The organism is Nocardia miyunensis NBRC 108239 (genome assembly GCF_001613065.1).
Classification (GTDB): Bacteria; Actinomycetota; Actinomycetes; order Mycobacteriales; family Mycobacteriaceae; genus Nocardia; species Nocardia miyunensis.
In genome coordinates, this window is sequence record NZ_BDBQ01000090.1 from 53,658 (window position 1) to 74,366 (window position 20,709).

General features: G+C 67.5%; 20 protein-coding genes and 1 pseudogene. 12 read left to right on the top strand and 9 right to left on the bottom strand.

Annotated features, from left to right (window positions below; genetic code table 11):
- Positions 1 to 48: 48 nt before the first annotated feature.
- From NM2_RS35940 to NM2_RS53490, 3 genes and pseudogenes are all read right to left on the bottom strand, one after another.
- Positions 49 to 1,677 (bottom strand): MFS transporter, encoded by a 1,629-nt coding sequence (locus NM2_RS35940; protein WP_067678621.1) that lies wholly within the window; start codon positions 1,675 to 1,677, stop codon positions 49 to 51.
- 288 nt (positions 1,678 to 1,965) lie between these two features.
- On the bottom strand, positions 1,966 to 2,361 hold the full coding sequence (pcaC, locus tag NM2_RS35945) for a 4-carboxymuconolactone decarboxylase (RefSeq protein ID WP_067678624.1): 396 nt from the start codon (positions 2,359 to 2,361) through the stop codon (positions 1,966 to 1,968).
- 183 nt (positions 2,362 to 2,544) lie between these two features.
- Positions 2,545 to 2,670, bottom strand: a pseudogene (locus NM2_RS53490) (SDR family oxidoreductase); the annotation flags it as partial.
- An 89-nt stretch (positions 2,671 to 2,759) separates the two neighbouring features.
- On the opposite strand from NM2_RS53490, the gene NM2_RS35955 reads away from it, so the two are divergent.
- The 4 genes from NM2_RS35955 (at position 2,760) to NM2_RS35970 (ending at position 6,901) form a co-directional block, all read left to right on the top strand.
- A complete protein-coding gene (locus NM2_RS35955) occupies positions 2,760 to 4,337 on the top strand; it encodes a methylmalonyl-CoA mutase family protein (RefSeq protein ID WP_067678630.1) in 1,578 nt (525 codons plus the stop codon).
- Positions 4,337 to 4,738 (top strand): cobalamin B12-binding domain-containing protein, encoded by a 402-nt coding sequence (locus tag NM2_RS35960; protein ID WP_067678633.1) that lies wholly within the window; start codon positions 4,337 to 4,339, stop codon positions 4,736 to 4,738. Before NM2_RS35955 ends, NM2_RS35960 begins: the two co-directional genes overlap by 1 nt.
- 58 nt (positions 4,739 to 4,796) lie before the next feature.
- Entirely contained in the window at positions 4,797 to 5,753 is a 957-nt protein-coding gene (locus NM2_RS35965) for an LLM class F420-dependent oxidoreductase (RefSeq protein WP_067678636.1), read from the top strand.
- Between the two features lie 98 nt (positions 5,754 to 5,851).
- Positions 5,852 to 6,901, top strand: coding sequence for a CaiB/BaiF CoA transferase family protein (locus NM2_RS35970; RefSeq protein ID WP_245718367.1), 1,050 nt, complete (start codon positions 5,852 to 5,854; stop codon positions 6,899 to 6,901).
- A gap of 399 nt (positions 6,902 to 7,300) precedes the next feature.
- Here the strand turns inward: NM2_RS35970 and NM2_RS35975 are convergent, their stop codons facing one another.
- Entirely contained in the window at positions 7,301 to 8,353 is a 1,053-nt protein-coding gene (locus NM2_RS35975) for a ferredoxin--NADP reductase (protein WP_067678639.1), read from the bottom strand.
- 140 nt (positions 8,354 to 8,493) lie between these two features.
- Between NM2_RS35975 and NM2_RS35980 the strand changes: the two genes are divergently transcribed.
- Genes NM2_RS35980 through NM2_RS35995 form a run of 4 tightly spaced genes read left to right on the top strand, consistent with a single transcriptional unit; the run spans position 8,494 to position 12,654 of the window.
- Positions 8,494 to 9,927: a class I adenylate-forming enzyme family protein gene (locus NM2_RS35980; protein WP_067678642.1), complete on the top strand. Its 1,434-nt coding sequence runs from the start codon at positions 8,494 to 8,496 to the stop codon at positions 9,925 to 9,927.
- Entirely contained in the window at positions 9,905 to 10,810 is a 906-nt protein-coding gene (locus NM2_RS35985) for an acyl-CoA dehydrogenase family protein (protein WP_067678645.1), read from the top strand. Before NM2_RS35980 ends, NM2_RS35985 begins: the two co-directional genes overlap by 23 nt.
- Entirely contained in the window at positions 10,797 to 11,885 is a 1,089-nt protein-coding gene (locus NM2_RS35990) for an acyl-CoA dehydrogenase family protein (protein ID WP_067678648.1), read from the top strand. Before NM2_RS35985 ends, NM2_RS35990 begins: the two co-directional genes overlap by 14 nt.
- 1 nt (position 11,886) lies before the next feature.
- Complete coding sequence (locus NM2_RS35995; RefSeq protein WP_067678651.1) at positions 11,887 to 12,654, top strand: enoyl-CoA hydratase/isomerase family protein; 768 nt, start codon at positions 11,887 to 11,889, stop codon at positions 12,652 to 12,654.
- A 15-nt stretch (positions 12,655 to 12,669) separates the two neighbouring features.
- Here NM2_RS35995 and NM2_RS36000 read toward each other — a convergent pair whose 3' ends face one another.
- Positions 12,670 to 13,470 carry a siderophore-interacting protein gene (locus tag NM2_RS36000; protein ID WP_084531918.1) on the bottom strand — a complete coding sequence of 267 codons (801 nt, stop codon included), beginning with the start codon at positions 13,468 to 13,470 and terminating at the stop codon, positions 12,670 to 12,672.
- 28 nt (positions 13,471 to 13,498) lie between these two features.
- A complete protein-coding gene (locus NM2_RS36005) occupies positions 13,499 to 14,074 on the bottom strand; it encodes a PadR family transcriptional regulator (protein WP_157121550.1) in 576 nt (191 codons plus the stop codon).
- Between the two features lie 252 nt (positions 14,075 to 14,326).
- On the opposite strand from NM2_RS36005, the gene NM2_RS36010 reads away from it, so the two are divergent.
- Positions 14,327 to 15,145 (top strand): SDR family NAD(P)-dependent oxidoreductase, encoded by an 819-nt coding sequence (locus NM2_RS36010; RefSeq protein WP_067678657.1) that lies wholly within the window; start codon positions 14,327 to 14,329, stop codon positions 15,143 to 15,145.
- A 252-nt stretch (positions 15,146 to 15,397) separates the two neighbouring features.
- Here NM2_RS36010 and NM2_RS36015 read toward each other — a convergent pair whose 3' ends face one another.
- The 3 genes from NM2_RS36015 to NM2_RS36025 are packed head-to-tail and all read right to left on the bottom strand — an operon-like array spanning position 15,398 to position 18,018.
- Positions 15,398 to 16,477, bottom strand: coding sequence for an NAD(P)H-dependent amine dehydrogenase family protein (locus tag NM2_RS36015; protein WP_067678660.1), 1,080 nt, complete (start codon positions 16,475 to 16,477; stop codon positions 15,398 to 15,400).
- Between the two features lie 8 nt (positions 16,478 to 16,485).
- On the bottom strand, positions 16,486 to 17,319 hold the full coding sequence (locus tag NM2_RS36020; RefSeq protein WP_067678663.1) for an acyl-CoA thioesterase: 834 nt from the start codon (positions 17,317 to 17,319) through the stop codon (positions 16,486 to 16,488).
- Between the two features lie 45 nt (positions 17,320 to 17,364).
- Positions 17,365 to 18,018, bottom strand: a complete 654-nt coding sequence (locus tag NM2_RS36025) for a TetR/AcrR family transcriptional regulator (protein ID WP_067678666.1) — start codon at positions 18,016 to 18,018, stop codon at positions 17,365 to 17,367.
- 240 nt (positions 18,019 to 18,258) lie between these two features.
- Here NM2_RS36025 and NM2_RS36030 point away from each other — a divergent pair, with 240 nt between their 5' ends.
- From NM2_RS36030 to NM2_RS36040, 3 genes are all read left to right on the top strand, one after another.
- Positions 18,259 to 19,257: an acyl-CoA dehydrogenase family protein gene (locus NM2_RS36030; RefSeq protein WP_067678711.1), complete on the top strand. Its 999-nt coding sequence runs from the start codon at positions 18,259 to 18,261 to the stop codon at positions 19,255 to 19,257.
- A complete protein-coding gene (locus NM2_RS36035; protein ID WP_067678669.1) occupies positions 19,241 to 20,416 on the top strand; it encodes an acyl-CoA dehydrogenase family protein in 1,176 nt (391 codons plus the stop codon). Before NM2_RS36030 ends, NM2_RS36035 begins: the two co-directional genes overlap by 17 nt.
- A gap of 14 nt (positions 20,417 to 20,430) precedes the next feature.
- On the top strand, positions 20,431 to 20,709 hold a 279-nt coding region (locus NM2_RS36040; RefSeq protein WP_174575726.1), incomplete at its 3' end, for an enoyl-CoA hydratase-related protein.

The window sequence follows — 20,709 nt, forward strand, 5'->3', positions numbered from 1 at the left end:
AAAACCTCGGTGCCCGAGAATGATTCGGGCGCCGAGGTTTTCTCGTACCTAGTCGGCCACCGCCTCGCCGCCGGTCGCGGGCTGGCGACCGTGCCGCATCGCCACGGCGACGATCAGCGCGACGATCGTGGTGGCCAGCACCACCCAGAAACTCAGCGTGTACCCGCGGTCGGCGAAGACCTGTGGGATCGTCTGGACCGACGAGTGCCCCATCACATCGATGTGCGCCTTGACCGGATGGTTGTTCAACAGAGCGGTGGTGATCGCCATGCAGACGGCCGAACCCATACTCATGGTGACCCCGAGCATGCCCGCGCTGATGCCCTGCTGTTCCTGTGGCACCGCGTCGATGATGAGGTTGGGGCCCGCGGCGTAGAAGCAGCCGAATCCGATGCCCGCCAGGAGATACAGCACCAGATACGTGATCCAGCTGTAGTGGAATACGACGAATCCCACACCCGAGATCGTCAGGATGGTGAACGCGAGAATCGCCGGGATTCGCGCACCGAACCGCCGAGCCATCGCACCGGCGAACGGGCCGACTATCATGCCGAGCAGACCGGCCCAGATGCCCACGTGCAGTGCGTATCCGAGCATGCTGAAGCCGTTGCCGTAGGTGTAGCTCGGATCGAAACTCACGTGTACCAGATTCGCCGGGAGGGTCATCCCGGTCATCTGATGCGCCTGTGCCACAACGCCTTGCGTGACGCTCTCGCGTAGTCCGTCGACATTCGGGGTCTGCGTCATATAGCCCAGCGCGAGCGGCTGCACCGCGGTGATGCCGACGCCGAACGCGGTCATCAGCAGGGTGAGGCTGACCTTCGGGTTGACCAGGAGTTTCATATCCATGATCGGCCGGGAGACCCGGAACTCCACCACGACGAACAGCACCAGCATGGCCAAGCCGACGATGAGCCAGGCCAGCGCCGACGGGCGGCCCCAGCCCCAGGTCTGACCGTTGTCCAGGTAGAGCAGCGTGAACAGTGCGCCCGCGGACAGCAAGATCGCGCCGAACGGGTCGAAGCGTTCGCGCACACGCAGTTTCGTCTCCGGCACGATCCACATGACCAGGGGGGTCAGCACGAGGGTGAACGCGGCCAGGAACCAGAACATCGCGCGCCACTCGAAGTGGTCGACCAGGAAGCCGCCGATCAGCGGTGCGACCGCCCCGGAGAAGCCCAGTCCCGCCCCGATCATGCCGACGCCCAGCGGAATGTACTTGCGCGGGATGAGATCTCGGATCAGGCCGTAGGCGACGACCTGGCTGGCGATGGAGAGCGCAGCCAGGCCGCGGCCGATCAGGAAGATGGTCCAGTTGCTGGTCAACGCGCAGATGACGCAGCCGACGAAGAAGCAGAGTCCGGTGGCCAGGAACAGTTTCTTCTTGCCCCAGGCGTCGCTGGCCTTGCCGATCAGCGGCGTCGCGGCCGCGCCCACCAGCCCCAGGATGATGACCGCCCAGTTGATGTTCCCGCCCACGTTGGTGAACGTCTTGGTCATCTTCTGCAGGGCCGCCGAGACCATCGTGTACTGCAGCGGGACGACCTCGGTGTACAGGACGATCACGACCAGGATGGTGAAGATCCGCAGGCGGGAGGCCCCGTCCAAGCGGCCGGTGTCGTTCTCGGCAGGGCTGTCGAGATGGTCCGGCGGCGGACTGGTTTCGGTGGTGGACATGGAAGCTCCTGAAGCAGGGCGATATGAACACGAGGCGCTGAATGTGATCGAGGTCTCGCTAGCCATTTATGGTAAGGAGATTCTCAAGTCACACAAGTAGCATTTTCGTTATGCGACCATCATGATTTCGCATGGTCGGCCGTGTCATAAGGCCAGGTACCCCCGGTGCCGCGCCAGGGTCCGGAAGGTTTTGTGCCGCTGAGTCTTTTCGCCGGGCCGACCACTCATCGGCGATATCGGTCTGCTTCGCGCCGAGCTTGCCGGGAAGGTCCGTGTTCTGCTGCCGGGTTACTTCGCAGCGTGCTCGACCAGGATCGGCCCGGCGATGCGGAACGCCTCCACCCCGGCCGGCACCCCGGCGTAGACGGTCGCGTGCAGCAGCACCTCGCGGATCTCCTCCGGAGTGACGCCGTTGGTAAGCGCCGCGCGTACGTGCGTGGCGAATTCGGTGGACCGGTTCAGCGCGGTCAGCATGCTCAGGGTGAGCATCGAACGGGTGCGGCGATCCAGACCTTCCCTGGTCCACACCGCGCCCCAGCAGTATTCGGTGACCAGATCCTGTAGCGGCCGGGAGAATTCGGTGGCCGAGGCGAGGGCGCGCTCGACGTACTCCTCGCCCACCACCTCCCGGCGGACCTGTAGTCCGGCTTCGTAGCGTTCGGCGGGGGTTTCGTCGATTGGCATGTGTGGCAATCCTTTCCGGATTCCTCAGTCCAGGAACAGGTCCGGGGTGGGGTTCGGGCCGCCGCCGTAGCGGGAGAAATCGTCGAGCCCGGCGTAGTGGGACAGCGCGTCGGTATCCAGGAAGCAGTTGCCGGTGGTCTTGCGCGCCGGGCGGGACAGGATCGCCGCCGCGGCGTCGGCCAGGGTCTTGGTCAGCAGCGCCACATTGGCACCCTGCCGGGCGGCGGCGAGGGCGATCGCCAGGCCGATGCCGCGGCTCGCACCGGAGATCACCATCGTGCGATCGGTCAGCGGTAGGTGGTCGGACATCGTGCTCCTCGGTCGCAACAGCTTCGTGATCAGGCATTCACACCTGATGGTATTGGCATTCTCTTTTTTGGCAAGTACCGTATTCACTGATGAACAACGAAGTGCAGACCTCGTCCGGTATCCCGCTCGAAGCGGTGTACGGACCGCAGGATCGGCGAGCCGATCCGCCCGCGCCGGGCGAGTACCCCTTCACGCGCGGAAACTTCGCCTCCGGCTATCGAGGTCGGCTGTGGACGTTCCGGCAGTACTCCGGATTCGGCACCGCCGAGGAGTCCAACCGGCGCTACCGGTATCTGCTCGAACAGGGCGGCACCGGACTGTCGGTGGCACTGGACCTGCCGACCCAATGCGGTTACGACTCCGACGATCCGGAGGTGAGCGAGGAGGTCGGCCGCGTGGGCGTCGCTGTGGACACCCTCGCCGACGCCGAGATCCTGTTCGACGGAATCCCGTTGGACAAGATCTCCACCAGCTTCACCATCAACGGCACCGCCGCGATCCTGCTGGCGTTCTACGTCGCGGCGGCGGAGAAGAAGGGTGTGCCGCGCGAAAAGCTCACCGGCACGATCCAGAACGACATCCTCAAGGAGTACGCCTCGCGCGGCACCTGGATCTGGCCGCCCGAGCCGTCACTGCGGCTGATCGCCGACACCATCGAATTCTGCGCCGCACAGGTGCCGCGATTCAACGCGATCTCGGTGGCGGGCGCGCACTTTCGCGATGCGGGCGCGACCGCCGTGCAGGAGATGGCCTTCACCCTGGCCGACGGCGTCACCTACTGCGACACCGTCGTCGCACGCGGGCGGATGAGCATCGATCAGTTCGCGCCGCAGGTCTCCTTCTTCTTCTACACGCACGGCGATTTCTTCGAGGAGATAGCGAAATACCGTGCGGGACGGCGTCGTTGGGCCACGATCGTGCGCGAACGGTACGGCGCGACCAAGGACAAGGCGTCGATGTTCCGGTTCGGCTGCGTCTCCGGCGGTGCGTCGCTGTACGCGCCGCAGGCGCAGAACAATCTGGTGCGCATCGCCTACGAGGCGCTGGCCTCGGTGCTGGGCGGGGTGCAGTCGATGTTCACCGCCGCCTGGGACGAGCCGTTCGCGCTGCCCAGCGAGGAATCGGCGACGATGGCGCTGCGCACCCAGCAGATCCTGGCGTACGAGACCGGCGTGACCAGGGTCGCGGATCCGCTCGGCGGTTCGTACTTCGTCGAGGCGCTGACCGACGAGACCGAGGCGCGCATCGTCGAGATCATGGCCGATCTGGACCGGCACGGCGGGATGGTGCGCTGCATCGAGGACGGTTACCTGCAGGGGCTGATCGCCGACGAGGCGTACAAGGCCCATCAGCAGATCGAATCGGGCGAACGTCCGGTGGTGGGGGTGAACCGGTTCGTCTCCGACGAGCCCGCGCCCGATATCGGCACCTACGAACTCGACGCGCAGGGACGCGAGGTGCAGTTGCAACGCCTGGCCAAGGTCAAGGCCGAAAGGAATTCCGCCGCAGTGGAATCCACGCTGACCGCACTGTCGCGCGCCGCCGAGGGAGACGAGAATCTGATGGACCGCCTGATCGACTGCGCCAACGCCTACTGCACGGTCGGGGAGATGACCGCCGCGCTGAAATCGGTGTGGGGCGAATTCCAGCAGCCGGTGGTGTTCTGATGACCGCGCGGGTACTGGTCGCCAAGCCTGGACTGGACGGGCACGATCGCGGCGCGAAGATCGTCGCGCGCACCCTGCGCGATGCCGGATTCGAGGTGATCTACACCGGAATCCGCCAGCGCGTGGAGGACATCGTGTCGATCGCGTTGCAGGAGGATGTGGCCGTGGTGGGGCTGAGCATCCTGTCGGGCGCGCATCTGGCGCTGACCAAGCGCGTGGTGGACGCGCTGCGGGCCGTGGACGCCGGAGACATCGCCGTGGTCGTGGGCGGCACGATTCCGCAGGCGGATGTGCCGCGGCTGGAGGAGGCGGGGGCCGCCGCGGTGTTCCCGACCGGTACCGCGCTGGAGGTCTTGGTGGCCGAGATCCGCAAGCTGACCGGTACATCGGCGTCGTCCTGACCGCGCCGCCGGCGAAACGCGGGCGCGCTGTGAAAGTGCTTGAAACTGGAGGAAATTCGTGCGTATCGGAGTGATGATCGGCCCGGAGAAGGGCGACGCCACGCGCAAACTGGACCGGATGCTGGCCGATATCGAATGGGCGGAGTCGGCCGGTCTGGATTCGGCGTGGATTCCGCAGTTGCCCACCGATTTCGACGCGCTGATCACCATCGCGCTGATGGGCACGAAAACCACGCGCATCGAATTGGGCACGGCCGTTGTGCCTTTGCAGGCGCAACATCCGATAACCCTTGCGCGGCAGGCTCTCTCGGCGCAGGCTGCGGCGAACGGGCGGCTCGCGCTCGGGGTCGGGCCGTCGCATCACTGGATCGTGCGGGACATGCTGGGCCTGCCGTACGACAAGCCCGCCGCCTACACCCGGGATTATCTCGACGTGCTGAATCCCGCACTGCGCGGGCCGGGTTCGGTGGATGTGGAGAACGAGACGTTCACGGTGCACAATCCGCTGGATCTGGGTCCTGTGGCGCCGGTACCCGTGCTGGTGGCCGCGCTGGGGCCGGTGATGTTGCGCATCGCGGGGGAGCGGGCGGACGGCACGGTGCTGTGGATGGCCGACGAGCGCGCCATCGCCGGCCACATCGCGCCGAAGATCACCAAGGCCGCCGCCGACGCGGGCCGTCCGGCTCCGCGCATCGTGGCGGGGTTGCCGGTGTGCCTGTGCCGACCGGACGAGGTGGATCAGGCCAAGGAGCGGGCGAACCGCATCCTCGCCGAGGCCGAGGTTTCGCCGAATTATCAACGGCTGCTGGATCAGGGCGATTCCCGCAATATCGGCGACATGTGCATCGCGGGTGACGAGGCGGCCATCGCGGCGGGCTTGCGGCGGTATGCCGAGGCGGGGGCGACCGACATCTCGGTGCGGCTGCTGCCGATCGGGGACACCCTCGACGAGTTGCGCGCCTCCAAGCGCCGCACCCGCGAGATGATCGCCGAGGTCGCGCGGGAGTTGCGATAGCCGCTGCGCGGCAGGGTAATTCGGATCAGAGCGTCGACCGGAGCGGGCGGCGGCGGGTACGCGGAGGGCTGGTGGTGCAGATGCGGCCGGATAGTCGAGTGTCGCCGGAGTCGGGCGGCGGGCCGCTGGCCGGGATCCGGATCCTGGAAGTCGGCACCATGTTGGCCGGGCCCTACGCGACCATGATGCTGGCCGATCTGGGCGCGGAGGTGACCAAGCTGGAACCGGCCTCGGGCGAGATCTCCCGGCAGGTCAGCGAGACCTACTTCGCCAGCCTCAACCGCGGCAAACGCAGCCTGTGCATCGATCTGACCTCGCCGGGCGGGCAGCAACGCCTGGGTGAGCTGGCATCGGAATCGCATGCGCTGCTGGTGAATCTGAAGCCCTCGGCGATCCGGCGGCTCGGGCTGACCTATGACGCGCTGCGCGGGTGGAACGAGCGGATCGTCTGCGTGGCCGTCACCGGATTCGGGCTGGACGGCGGCGACGATCCGGCGTTCGACTACGTCGTCCAGGCCTCGACCGGCATCGCGGCCATGACCGGCGACCCGGATGGGCCGCCGACGCTGCCCGGATACTCCTCCGCGGACAACTCCACCGGCCTGACCGCCGCGTTGGGCCTGCTCGCGCAGATCGTCTCCGGTCGTGGCGGACAGGTCGACGTCTCGCTCTACGACGTGATGCTCTCCCAGCTCAACTACCACGCCGCCGCCTACCTGGGCACCGGCGCCGAACCCCGCCGCCGCCCCTTCGGCGCGCACTCGTATTACGTTCCGGCGCAGCTGTTCCCGACAGCTGACGGCTATCTGGCGCTGTTCATCACCCACGACGGATTCTGGAGGACCTTCGCCGCCGAGGCCGGGGTCACCGGTTTCGAAACCATGGCCGAACGCGCGTCGCAGCGCGACGAGGTACTCGCCGCGGTCACCACCGCCCTGGCCGCGGACACCGCGACCGGTTGGCAGAACCGGCTGCGCCCCTTGGGAATTCCCGCCGCAGCCGTCCGCACGCTGCCCGAAGCCCTGGCCGCTACCCCGGAAGCGATCGTCACCGCGGGCGATTTCCGCCTGATCCGCAACCCGATCAAGATCGCCGGATACCAGCCCGAATATGGTCCGCCCCCGGTGCTGGGCGAAGCCGGTCGCTGAAGGTTGTCACCGTGCGGCAGGACTTCGGATGTGACGAACGGGTAGCACCGCGCTCGCGAGATACTCTGTGCGCGTGCCGAATTCTATCGGTACGGCCGGATGCGAGCCCGAAAGCGGTCCGCGCGCGATACTCGGCGAGGCCGTTCGCTGGGCGTCAAACCCTGAGGCAGGATTCCGGACGCGGGACCGGTGCGGTGCCGCGCAGGCAGGCTGCTGTGTTCTCGATTACCGCGCGGCGCAGTGTGATTCGGAAAGCGCAGTGCGGCGTGGCCCGAAATAGAGCAATCCGGCGGCGCGACGGGTGCGATACCCGGTACGCGCGAGGCCCTGCGGAGCGGATCGGCTGGGATCCGCTTCGCAGGGCCGGGGCGGAGGTGGGTCGGTGCGAAGGCTGGGCCCTCATTCGTAGTCGACGGTGATGGAATCGGTGTCGGGGACCGCCTGGCAGGTCAGCACGTAGCCTTCTTCCAGTTCGTCGTCGGTGAGCGCGTTGTTCTGGCGCAGTGTGGCGTGTCCCTCGGTGACCTTGGCCATGCAGGTGGCGCAGTTGCCTGCTTCGCAGGAGAAGGGCGGGGTGAGTCCGGCGCGGCGGGCGCTCTCGAGCAGGGTCTCGCCGTCGTTTCGGGGGACGGTCTTCTTCTTGCGGTTCAGGATGATCGTGACCGTGCCCTCGCCCGCGGGATTTGTTGGGGCCGAGGGAGTTTCGGGCGTCTTCGCGGTGACGGTGTCGGCGGCCGGTGCCTCGGCTCCGGGCAGCATCGGCGCCGGAGCCCCGAATCTCTCACTGAAGATCAGCCCAGGTCCGGGCAGGGCCTTCTCGATCATCTCCATGAACGGTTCGGGCCCGCAGACGTAGCTGTCGGCTTCCCCGTCGGAGCCGACGAACTCGGCGATCGCCTCGGGAGTGAGGAATCCGCCGGCGGAGTCCAGATGCCGGATCACGCTCAGCCGTCCGGGATATCGCGCGGCCAGTTCGGTCAGCGCGGTGTCGAAAATCACCGACTCGCGATCCCGGTCCGCGCATAGCAGTCGAATCCGGCGGTCGGTGGTGGCCAGGGCGCTCTTGGTGAGCGACAGGACCGGGGTGATGCCGCTGCCGCCGCTGAATCCGAGCAGGGGAGCCCGCGTTTCACGCAGGCAGAATCGGCCCGCGGCCTGGGACATCTCCAGTTCGTCGCCCTCGACGACGTTGTCGTGCAGCCAGTTCGACACCGCGCCGCCGGGCACCCGCTTGACCGTGGTCATCAGCTCGCCGTCGGTCTCGGGGGCACTGGACATCGAGTACGAGCGGAACAGGTCCCGGCCGTCGACGTGCACCCGGAACGTGCAGAACTGCCCGGCGCGGTACGTGATCGGCCCGTCGTGCGGGGCCAGCACGAATGTGCGTGCGTCCGCGCTCTCCTTGCTGATCCGGGTGACGGTCGCGCGCTGGAACATCGGTGGTCTCGCCATGAACTACCCTCCTCTGGTATTAAGATTCTAGTATAAAGAGAATTCTATTCTCATCAATGAGATTGGAAGGTCGCGATGGTGTCGTGCACCACTCGGCGCGCAGGCGCCCCGGTCGCGCCCCCGAGCGCCGGGGAGTCGCCGTGAGCGCGCCGGGCGGAGCAGCGACGGTCCGGGCCGAACCGGTCGTGCTGGTCTTCGAGGGCCGCGAGTACTCCCGGGCGGAGCTGGATCGCCTCGCCGAGGGCCTGGCCTCCGAGCTGGCCGAGCGCGGCGTGCGGCCGGGTGACCGCGTCGCGCTGATGTCCGCCAATCGCCCGGAGTTCGTGATCGCGGTGCTGGGGCTGTGGCACCTGGGCGCGACGGTGGTGCTGATCAGCCCGTCCTGGAAGCAGACCGAGCTGGACCACGCGCTGGCACTGACCGAACCCGTTCTCGGCGTGGGCGATTCGCCACTGCTCGGGCAGGCGCTGCCGATGCGGCACCTGGACGAGCCGATCACCCCGCGCCGGCATCCGGCCGCGCACCCCGACCCGAAATCCGACGCGGTGCTCGTGTTCAGTTCCGGTACAACGGGTCTGCCCAAGGCCGTGCGGCATACGCATGCCTCGATGGCAGCCGCCGTACAGCACTGGATCAAGGTGCTCGAGCTGAATTCCTATGATCGACTGCAGATCCTGACACCGCCCGCACACATCCTCGGCCTGCTGAACATCCTGACCGTATTGCAGGCCGGGGCCTGGATGCGACTGCACCGCCGCTTCGACATCGAACGCATGCTGAGCTGTATCGCCGAAGACCGGATCACCGTCGAAATGGCCGTGGCCCCCATCGCTCTGGCGCTGGCCGCGCATCCCGAACTCGAGTCCTACGATCTGTCCTCGCTGCGCTACATCATGTGGGGCGCGACTCCGGTCGCGCCCGGCGTCGCTGAAACCGTCACCGCCCGAACAGGTGTGCCCTGGCTGCCCGCATACGGGGCCAGTGAGCTGCCGGTCATCGCGTGCAGCCCGATCGGCGGCGCGCGCCTGGACAGCGTCGGCAAGGCGGCCCCCGGGGTGGAGCTGCGCGCGATCTCGCTGGAGACCCGAGAACCGCTGGGGCCGGGGGAGATCGGCGAACTACAGGCTCGTTCGCTCTCGGTCATGGCCGGATATCTCCCGGAGGATGCGACCGCGGGCGCATTCGATGAGGGCTGGTACCGCACCGGCGACGTCGGCAGTATCGACGCCGAAGGCTGGATCCGGCTCACCGACCGGTCCAAGGAGATGATCAAGGTGCGCGGCTTCCAGGTCGCACCGGCCGAGATCGAGGCCGTCCTGCACGCGCATCCGGCGGTGGCCGACTGCGCGGTGTTCGGGGTGCCCGACCGGGAAGACGGCGAGGCGATCGTCGCGGCGGTCACCCGCGCCGCCGAGGTCACCGCCGACGAACTCACCGCCCTGGTCGCGGACCGGCTGGCCGGGTACAAGCGGTTGCGTCGCGTGGTGTTCGTATCCGAGATCCCCCGACTGCCGTCGGGCAAGGTGTTGCGCCGAATTCTCAAGGAGCAGTATGGACGTCAGATACACGAGTGAACAGCGGCAGCTGCGTGACGCCGCCGCGAAACTGGCCGACGACCTGGGACCGGGCTCGGTGCTGGGTCTGGACGATCAGGCCCGCGTGACCCGTTTGGCGGCGACGGTCGCGCAGACCGGCTGGCGGGCGTTGCGCTCGGACGGTGCCTCCGGTGTCGAGGTCGCGATCGTCGCCGAGGAGTTCGCGCGCGGTCTGGTGGACGTGCCGTTCCTCGGGCCCGTGCTGGCCGATGATCTGCGCGGACAGTCCGGTGATGCCGCCGCGCGCTGGACCGTGGCCGTCGATGGTCGGGCCATCGACGCCCGCGACGCCGACCGGGTGCTGATCGTGGACGGGCTCCGGCTGCTGGCCGCAGGCGTCGGCGAGGACTCGCCGGGTGCGGACCTGACCCGTGTCGATGCGGTGATCAGCGGCGATCGCGAACCACTCGGGGAACTCGACGCCGACCAACTCGGCCGCTGGCAAGCGCTGGCGCTCACCGCGACCAGCGCCGATCTGGTCGGATGTGCCCGTGGTGCACAGGCTCTCGCGGTCGACTACGCGAAAGTGCGTGCGCAGTACGGCAAGACGATCGGCTCGTATCAGGCCGTCGCGCATCTGCTCGCGGAGAGCCAGGCGCTGATCGAGGGTTCGATCAGCGTGCTGCGGCACGCGGCGTGGGCGGTGGATGAACTCACCCCCGACGAGGCCATCCGGGCCGGGCAGATCGCCAAGCTGTACTGCGCGCGGTCCGCGCAGACGGTGTGCGAGACGGCCATTCAGGTGCACGGCGGCATCGGCAACACCTGGGAATGCCTGGCGCACGTCTATCTGCGACGCGCGATGACCTCGACCGAATTGTTCCCCGTGCGTCTGGAGGAGATCGACTGTGGACTTTCGTGATTCACCCGAAGAGGCCGAATTCCGGTCGCGCCTGCGCGGCTGGCTGGCCGAGACCGCCGGGCGCTTCCCGACCTCGGGCGATGAATACTGGGCACGGCAGGGCGAATGGCATCAGGCCCTGTACGCTGCCGGATTCTTCGGCGTGACCTGGCCGCGGGAGTTCGGCGGGCAGGAACTGCCGCCGGTCTACGACGTGATCCTGGACGAGGAGCTGGCCATCGCCGGAGCTCCGCCGCGACCGAGCCTGGGCTATCTGGTGCAGGGGCTGGGGCGGCACGGCAGCAAGGAATTGCAGCAGCGATTCCTGCCCGGGATGATCAACGGCACCGAACGCTGGTGCCAGGGCTTCAGCGAGCCGGGCGCGGGTTCGGATCTGGCCTCGCTGACCACCACCGCGACCCGTGCGGGCGATCACTACGTCATCCACGGGCACAAGATCTGGACCAGTTATTCCGATGTCGCCGACTGGTGCCTGCTGCTGGCCCGCACCGATGCGGATGTGCCTCGGCACAAGGGGATTTCGGGGTTCATCATCTCGATGCACCAGCCGGGCGTGGAACAGCGGCCGCTGAAGATGATCAGCGGCGTCACCCGCGAGTTCGGGCAGGTGCGTTTCGACGGTGCGACCGTGCCCGCCGATCAGCTCATCGGCGAACCCGGTGACGGCTGGAAGCTCGCCATGACGGTGGTCGGGCACGAGCGCGAACCCTCCACCCTGGGCTATGCCGCCCGATACGGAAAGCTGGTGCGCCAGTTGGCCTCCCGCGTGGACGGCCCGCCGCCCGCCGAGCTCGCCTGGGCCGCGGTGCAGACCGAGATGCTGCGGCTGCACGTGCGTCGCAGGTTGTCGGAACAGCTCGACGGGGTTACCCACGGCCCGGACGGATCGCTGGACAAGCTCCTGATGACCTGGGTCGATCAGGCGGTCGGACACGCCGCGCTGAGTGTGGGCGGCAGCCGCGATCCCGAACTGCTCGGCTCGTACCTGTACAGCCGGGCGCAGAGCGTCATGGGCGGGACCTCGCAGATTCAGAAGAACATCATCGCCGCACGCATCCTGGGATTGGGAGTTTGACATGTACGACATGCCCGCCGAAATCGACGTCCGCGCCGAGGGGCCGGTCCGGATCATCACCCTCAACCGCCCCGATGCGCTCAACGCGGTCAACGATCCGCTGCATCACGGTCTGGCTCAGCTCTGGCCGCGGCTGAGCGCGGACCCCACCGCGCGGATAGCGGTGCTGACCGGCGCCGGTCGCGCCTTCTCCGCGGGCGGGGATTTCACCTACCTCGAGGAGCTGAGCCGCGACCGGGAGTTGCGCACGAAGACCATCGCCGACGGTCGCGACATCGTGCTGGGGTTGGCACGCTGCCGGATTCCGGTGATCGCCGCGGTGAACGGGCCCGCCGTCGGATTGGGTTGCAGCCTGGTCGCTTTGAGCGATCTGGTCTACATCGCCGAATCCGCCTACCTGGCCGATCCGCACGTGCAGGTCGGGTTGGTCGCCGCCGACGGGGGCCCGCTAACCTGGCCGCTGCACACCAGCCTGCTGCTGGCCAAGGAGTACGCCATCACCGGTGCGCGGATTCCGGCCGAGCGAGCCCGCGAGATGGGCCTGGCCAACCACGTCGTCGCCGACCCGGTCGCCGAGGCCCTGGCATGCGCCAAGCGCATTCTCGAACTGCCGCAGCAGGCCGTGGAGAACACCAAGCGCCTGCTGAACATGCAACTCGAACACGCGGTGCTCCAGACGCTCGATTTCGCGCTCACCGCAGAGGATCTCACGTTCCAGAGCGAGGACTTCCGGGCCAACATCGCCAAGCTCACCGCCGCCAAGCGTTGAGGTTCGGGGTGCGCATCAGTCCATGCCGCGCTTGCCCGGCGTCCAGAACGGCTTGGTGACCACCGACCGGCGGGGCCAATGCCGTTCGCGGACAAGGTATCCGGAGATCATCTGGATGGTGCGGGCCTCGCCGGCCAGGTAGGCGACGCCGGGTTCGGCCGGGAGGTCGATGGCGCGGATCGCGTCGAGCAGGGTCTGCGACCGGGCGGCCGACGCGGTGCCGCGCAGCGGGCGGGTGAGGGCCACGGCGCGGTGCAGGGGGAGGCGATCGGCCTCGGTGGCGGTTTCGATCGCGCCGTAGACCGGGATGTGGCCGGGTACCGCGCGCAGCATCGGGCCGAAGGCGGCCGAGGCGGTCTCCTCTCCGGCGAACAGGTGATACCCGGCGTCGGGGCGGAGGGTGAGCGAGCCTTCCGGCCCCCGGAAGCGAACGGCGAGACCGGGTTTCGCTTCGCGGCCCCACGTGGCTCCGGGGCCCTCGCCGTGGTCCATGACGCAGAGGTGGATCTCGGCGGCGTCGGGATCGTAATGCCAGACCGAATAGGTGCGCAGATCGCCGATCCGGCCCATGATGCCCTCGGCGTCCGGATCGCCGGTCGCGATCCGGATCTGCTGTCCCGGAAGCCAATTCAGGCCGTGCAGGGCCGGGCCGCCGATGCGGATGCGGCGCATGCGCGCGGCGATCTGCTCGGTCTCGAGGACCTGACCTTCGAGGAAGAAGCGGTCGAGCAGGCGGGTTCGCAGACCCCGGGGCGAGCCGGTCGGCGGGTTGGTCTCGGCGATGGTCGCCTGCGCGGGAATGTCGTTGTGCACCATGGGAATACCTTCGTATCGGGAGATGCGATCACTCGGTGCGGCGGCTGCGACGCCGCTGCTGATGATGAGCCCGGTGTGCCTGTTTGATATCGGTCTTCAGCTGCCGGAGCTCTCCGGTTGCCTCGGTCAGGACCGCCCGGACCCGGTCGACGACCTCCGGGTCGCCGTGTGAGTGCACGATCACCGAGACCGCGGTCTTGAACAGACGCAGTGCGGGACCGACGATCTCGGCGGCGTCGGGATCGCGGAACATACCCCACTCACCGCGTTCGGTGGCGCGGTCCCAGATCTGTTCCACGGCCTCCCCGTGCGCGCCGACCTCGGCGCGGCCCGCGGCGGTGATGTGGAAAACCTTTCTGCCGCTGTCGATCTCGAGCGTTGCCAGGCCCTCGTCCTCGAGCTGCTGGAGGGTCGGATAGACCGCGCCCGCGCTCGGGCGATACGCGCCGCGGCACCGATCCTCCAGCCGCGACATCAGCTCGTAACCGTGGCCGGGCTGCTCCGCGATGAGCGCGAGCAACGCAAGCCGAAGTTCACCGGGCCCGAAGAACCGCCCCGGTCCCGGCCCGATGCCGCCCGCCAGAGGGGGTCGTCGTGGACTCACACTCTCAATTTATATCGTAAGATATAGCTAAAGCAAGACCTTCGATTCGGTCCGGGCACTGTTCACGAGCGTGAGAATAATGTGTACATTTATTGAGAACGTTATTTTCAAGCGTGTTCGCGGACACGTGGGACGGTTGCCCCGGATTTGCGCAACTCGCCGGGCGTAGCGCCTGCGGGAAGGCTCGCCCGCATGCTTGTGATTTACTCGAACCCGTTGTATCGCAATGGGTTCCGACGAGAAGGAGCCGTGATGCAGATACGGTCGGGTCAGGTCGCCGTCATCACCGGTGGCGCCAGTGGTATCGGCTACGGCCTGGCCGAGGCGCTGGCCGCTCGCGACGTCCGCCTGATCCTGTCCGATATCCGGCAGGACGGCCTGACCGAAGCGGCAGCCGCGCTGCGCGATGCTGGAGCCGAGGTCACCGCCGTCGTCGCCGACGTGAGCGACGAGTCCTCGGTCGTGGCGCTGGCCCAGGCCACCATGGCCGCGTACGGCCGCGTGGACCTGGTTTGCAACAACGCCGGAGTCGTCTGCCCGGCGGCCCCGATGTGGGAGCAGGACGCGCGCACCTGGCAGCGAATGATCGGTGTCAAGATGCTCGGAGTCATCCACGGCGTCAAGGCTTTCGCCCCGCTCCTGATCGCCCGGGGTGCGGGCCACATCCTCAACACCGCCTCCTCCGGCGGCCTGGCCCCACTCCCGGACCGCACCCCCTATACCGGCACGATGCACGCGGTCGTCGGCCTCACCGAAACCCTCGACCTGGAACTGAAGCAGGCGTCGCCGAACCTGGGCGCAACAGTGCTGTGCCCCGGCCTGGTGGACACACCCCTCGGTCGGAATTCGGCCGCCCTCGGAGCGATCGCACCCCCGCCCGCCGACGCCCCGGCTCCCTCGATGCGCACCCTGGCCGCAGCCCGGGGCGGAATCCTGTCTCCCCGCGAAGTAGCCGAGCTCGCTCTCACAGCGATAGAGCAGGGGCGCGTCCACAGCGCCCCCGGCGCAGGCGTCGCCGACCGCGCTCGCTCCCGCGTCGATGCACTGCTCGCAGATCTGGTAACCGACTGAGCCTTACCCCCGACCGAATCCGACAGCGTCTTGCGGCACGGGAAGATGAACGGGGGCAACCGTTTGCGTCGATCTCGTGCTGATGTGCGTGCCCGGCATTTGTCGTGGGCGGGATTTCCGACTGTGTGCCAGCTTCCGGACGGCGATGTCCAGTGCCTCAGGGGGAGTTCGCATTTCGCGCGAGGAGAGGAGTATTGCGCGGAGTGATCGGCTGTTCCAGTGAAGCGTCCTGTGCCGCAATCGGGTTCAGTCTCAGCCCAGTTTTGTGATGATGTGCGGTAGGTCGAGGGTGGTGCGGATTCCGGACTCGGCGGCGCAGACCGCGGGGATCGCGTTCACGGCGCGGTTGGCCGTGTAGGCGGGGGAGATTTCGGCCATGCGGTCCAGCGGGACCGGGAAATGGAGTGTGACCTCGAGCGGGGCGTCGCCTTCGACCGAGATGTGCCAGCCGGTGTCGTGCAGATCCCAGGCGGGATCGATGTCCTTGCCGCAGTACCAGGTGGCGCGGAAGCTCAGCAGGGGACGGTCGCCGACTATGCCGGTGATCGTGGTGCGTTGTGCCGCAACGGTTCCCCGCTCGATCGTGCCCGCCGCGATGGTGAACGTATCGCGTGCGGTGGCGACCTCGCCGTGCGCGGTGAGCGAGTCCACGGTCAGGCCGAGCGCATCGCCGAGCAGGCGCAGCGACGGGCCGAAGCTGGCGGCGAGGTATTCGGCTCGGGCGGGGTCGAATTCCGTCGGCGGGCGGCCGAAGCCCATGATGTCGAACAGCATGGCCGCCGAATCCCGTCGGGACAGGTCGGCGTACTCGTCGATCGCCAGCCGGTCCAGACGACGCTGAATCGAGGACAGTACGAGCGGTACGGCCTCGCTGATGAATCCGGGACTGCTCCCGGTGCTGTGCACCGAGGATCGCCCGAGCCCGCAGGCGTGCTGAACCTGGTGGCGCAGTGCGGGATCCATACTCGCGGGATGGTGGAAGGCCCCGCAGGTGGTCACCACGTTCGCGCCCGCGGTGAGCAGGCGGACCACCGTCTCGCCGTCGAACAGCAGCGGCATGTAGAGCACGCAGTCCGCGTCCAGATCGATGATCCGCTCGATGTCATCGGTCGCGAGAACACCGGTCGGCGGCAGGCCGCACAATTCGCCCGCGTCCCGCCCGGCCTTGTCGGCCGAGTGCACGAACAGGCCGACGAGTTCGAGATCGGGATGTTCGATCACCCCGCGCAGCGCCCGAGCCCCGATCGTGCCGGTCGCCCACTGCACCACCCGGTATCGCGGTCGCCTCGGATCGCGCGCGGAGTTATTGCCCAGCAAGGAATTCGGTTCCATCACTCTGCTCACTTCGCCACCGATGAGATGTCCGGCTGCGGGAATCGCACCATGGCCTCCTGTGCGTAGGAGGCGACCAGCTGCCCGTCCTCGGTGAGCACATCGCCGCGACCGAAACACCGGCTGCCCGACGTGATCGGACTGTCCTGACGCAGCAGCAGCCATTCGTCGGTGCGGAACGGCCGGTGAAACCACAGGTTGTGCGAGGTCACCGCGGAACGGAAGGCGGTTCCGTTGCCGCTCTGACGAATTCCCTCCAGCGGACGCAGCGCCGTACCTATCAGGTTGAGATCGGTGGCGTAGGCCAGAATCGCCGGGGCGAGTTCCGGGGAGACCTGGGGTGTGCGCATCCAGAACTCGAATTCCGGTGGCCCGGAAGCGGGGTCGTCCAGATCGGCGGCCGCGCGGGTCTCCCACGGCAGCAGGCCCCACTCCGCCTTGTGCTCATCGCCGAGCAGCGCGGCGGCTGCGGGGACGCTCTGGCGCTCCGGTCCGTCCTCGGGCGCGTGCAGCGAGATCGAGGCGGTGGCCGCGACCCCGGATTCCTGTTCGGCGACGATGCTCACCGTGGCGAACGAGCGTCCCTCGTGGTGGCGGCGCACCCGATAGCGGATCGGCTCGTCGGTGCGGCCCTCCCGCGCGAAGAGCGCGTGCACCGATTTGACCGACTTGTGCGGGCAGCTCAGCGCGGCCGCGCGGACGAACTGGCCCAGTAGCTGCCCGCCGAAGACGCGGTAGTACTCCAGCTGCTGGTTGGCGCCCTCGAAGACGATCGTGTCGTCGAGGGACGACCGGGGCGACAGTTCGAGGCAGGCGAGAAGATCACTCCACAGGTCGGGCATACACCCGAGTGTAAGTGAAACTCTCGAGGACTGAGAATAGGATTCTCATTTACGGGCGAAGCCGTGTGCGCAGAAGCTCCAGACCTCGCTCGCGCTGATCGGGTGCGTGGTCTCCTCGTCGGTGCCGCCGTTGGACTGCGCGGTGAACATGACCGTCTGCATGACCATGGCCGCCACGCGGCGCGGATTGGCGTCTGTGCGCAGTTGCTTGGCGTCCTGCGCCTGTTCCATCAGTTCGGTGAACAGCGCAAGCACCGGCGCGTGCGCGACCTTGACCTGAGCGGGATGCGAGACCAGCAACTGCGGTGCGAAGTCGGTGAACAGCGGGCGCTGGGCATTCGGATCGGGGCGGCACAGCTCGTACAGCAACTCGACGGTGACCTGCAACCGCTCCAGCGGATCGCTCTTGGCGTCGGCGGCGGCGTGCAGCTGATCGGCCGTGCGGTTCAGCGCATCCTCGAACAATGCCAGCAGCAGTTCGTGTTTGCCGTCGAACTGCAGATAGAAACTCCGCAGTGACTGACGAGAGCGGTCCACGACCTCCTGGACGGTGAAGTCGGTGGTGCCCTTCTCGGTGATGATGGCCTGGGCGGCATCGAGGAACCGCTGTACGCGCTGCTCGGCGCGTAACTTGGCGGTGCGCAGCGAACGCTCGACGGCGCGCTGCTTCCAGGCGGGCTCTTCGCTGGGGCTACTCACAGTCCCACCTCGTCGGCGTCGGACGCCCACGGCTGTGTCGTCGGTGTGCTCGCGGGCTCACTCACGGGCTCACTGCTCCTCGGTTATGTGAAGAGAACATGACTGCACTGTACCGGAGAACGTGTTTCCATCGGGTTGCTGGGTGGCGTGTTTGTCGACATAGTGGAGACTATTACTTCCACTGAGCGAGAATGTTATTCTCGCTGTGCAAGATACTAGTTGGCCGAGGAGGCTGTCCGGATGCTTTTGGAGTTCGACTCCGACCAGCGGCTGTGGCACGACACGGTGCGCGAGGTCCTGGCCAAACAGTGCCCCCCGGCGCTGATTCGGGAGATCGCCGACAAGGGGGCCGACAGTGATGCGTTGTGGCGCAACTACATCGGCCACGGGTGGACCGAGCTGACCGATCCGGAGGCCGCGGTCGAGCTGGGCATCGTGCTCGAAGAGCTCGGTTACGCGACGGATCCGACCCCGTATCTGGCCACCATGACCCAATTCGCGCCGCTGGCACCGGATTTTGCGAAGCCGGAGGTCTCCGGCACCGCCGTCTACGACGGCATCACCGCCTTCCGCGACGCCGGGGGATGGGTGCTCAGCGGGACCGCGCGGCACGTGCTGGACGGCGATCGCGCCGAGCAGTTCGCGGTGGTGACCGAGGCGGGTGTGTTCGTGGTGCCCGCCGCCGAAGCGAGTACCCGCCGCAGCATGGTGTTCGATCCGGTGCTGCACGTCGGCGAGGTGAGTATGGCCGGTGTGCGGGTGCGGGATGAGAACTATCTGTGCCCCGACGTCGAGCGCGCCCGGCACGTGGCGTTGACCGGGATGGCTCTGACCATGGTCGGCGCGTGCCGCCGCGTCCTGGATCTGGTGCTCGACCATGTGCGCACCCGCGAGCAGTTCGGGGTGCCGATCGGCTCGTTCCAGGCCGTCAAGCACAAGGCCGCCGATATGCACATCGCCATCGAAAGAGCGCGCGCCCTGGCCTATTTCGCGGCGCTGACCATTCGCGAGGACGATCCGCGCCGACGACTGGCCGCGGCCATGGCCAAGGCCGCCGCGGGTGAGTGTCAGGCGCTGGTGTTCCGGCACGGCATGCAGCTGTTCGGGGCGATGAGCTTCACCTGGGAGAACGACCTGCAGTTCGCGCTCAAACGGGCCAAGTCCGGCGAGCTGCTGCTCGGCGGGGCCGCCGAGCACCGCGCACTGATCGCCGAGGAGTACCGTGCAACTGACTTTTGATCCCGAGGTCGAGGAGTTCCGGGCCGAATTCGCCGCCTTCCTCGCCGAGAATCTGCCCGACGAGGTCGCCGCCGCCGCGGACCGGCCGATCTCCAGCGCCGAGGTCCCGCCCTGGGCGCGTGAGTGGCAGCGGCTGCTGTTCGACAACGGCTGGCTGGTGCCCGGCAACCCGCCCGAGTTCGGCGGCCGCAATGCCGGAGTCCTGCAGCAGTACGTCCACCTGGCGGAGCTGTCCCGTCGGCGCATCTACCCGAGCTTCAATCCACAGGGCCTGGGCATCATCGCCGCCTCGCTGCTGTCCTTCGGCACCGAGGAGCAGAAGACCCGTTGGGCGCGAAGGATTCTGCGTGCGGAGATCACCGCCGCGCTGGGCATGAGCGAGCCGGGGGCGGGCTCGGATCTGGCCGGGCTGCGCACCCGGGCGGTGCGCGACGGCGACGAGTTCGTGGTCAACGGGCAGAAGGTGTGGACCTCAGGCGCGCACGACTCCGATGTGCTGCTCACCTTCGTCCGCACGGATCCCGACGCGCCGAAGCACAAGGGAATCAGCGTGCTGCTGATCCCCACCGATTCGCCCGGCCTGACCCGGCGGCCGTTCGCCTCCATCTGCGGTCCGCATGATCTGGACTTCAACGAGGTGTTCTTCGAGAACGTGCGGGTGCCCGCCGAGAACCTGGTCGGCCCGCTGAACGGCGGCTGGGGTGTGGCCAACGGGTCGCTGGGGCACGAGCGCACCCTGCTGTGGCTCAGTTACGCGGACCGGTTGCAGGACCTGATCGAGGACTTCCGGCCGAAGTCGGTGCTGGAGCGGGACCAGTACGCGACGCTGGTGATGGACAATCAGGCGCTGCGGCTGCTCGGTTCGGCGGCGCTGGCCCGCGAGGTGCGCGGCGAGCAGGACGTGGCCTCGCTGTCGGTGCTAAAACTGCTGGGTTCGGAGGCGGTGCAGAGTGCGGCCGATTCGGCGTTGTACGCCAAGGGAATCGACGGGCTGGACCATCCGGCGATGACCGCGCCGTTCAATCCGCTCAACAACGACAATATGATCAGTAGTTGGTTCGAGCGGTATGTGCGAAGTTTCGCCGGGACGATCGCCGGCGGCACCTCGGAAATTCAGCGCAATATCGTCGCCGAGCGCGTACTCGGCCTGCCCAGATAGGTGAGGAGCCCGATTTGTTGATCCGCTACGAGGTCGCCGACAAGGTCGCGACCATAACCCTGAATCGCCCCGAGGTCGCCAATGCGCAGAACCCGGAGCTGCTCGACGAACTCGATCAGGCCTGGACTCGCGCGGCGGCCGACGAGGACGTGGCGGTGATCGTATTGCGGGGCGAGGGCAAACATTTCTCCTCCGGGCACGATCTGCGCGGCGGCGGGCCCTGGCCGGACAAGATCACCCTCGACATGATCTACCAGACCGAATCGCGGCGGTATCTGGAGTATTCGCTGCGG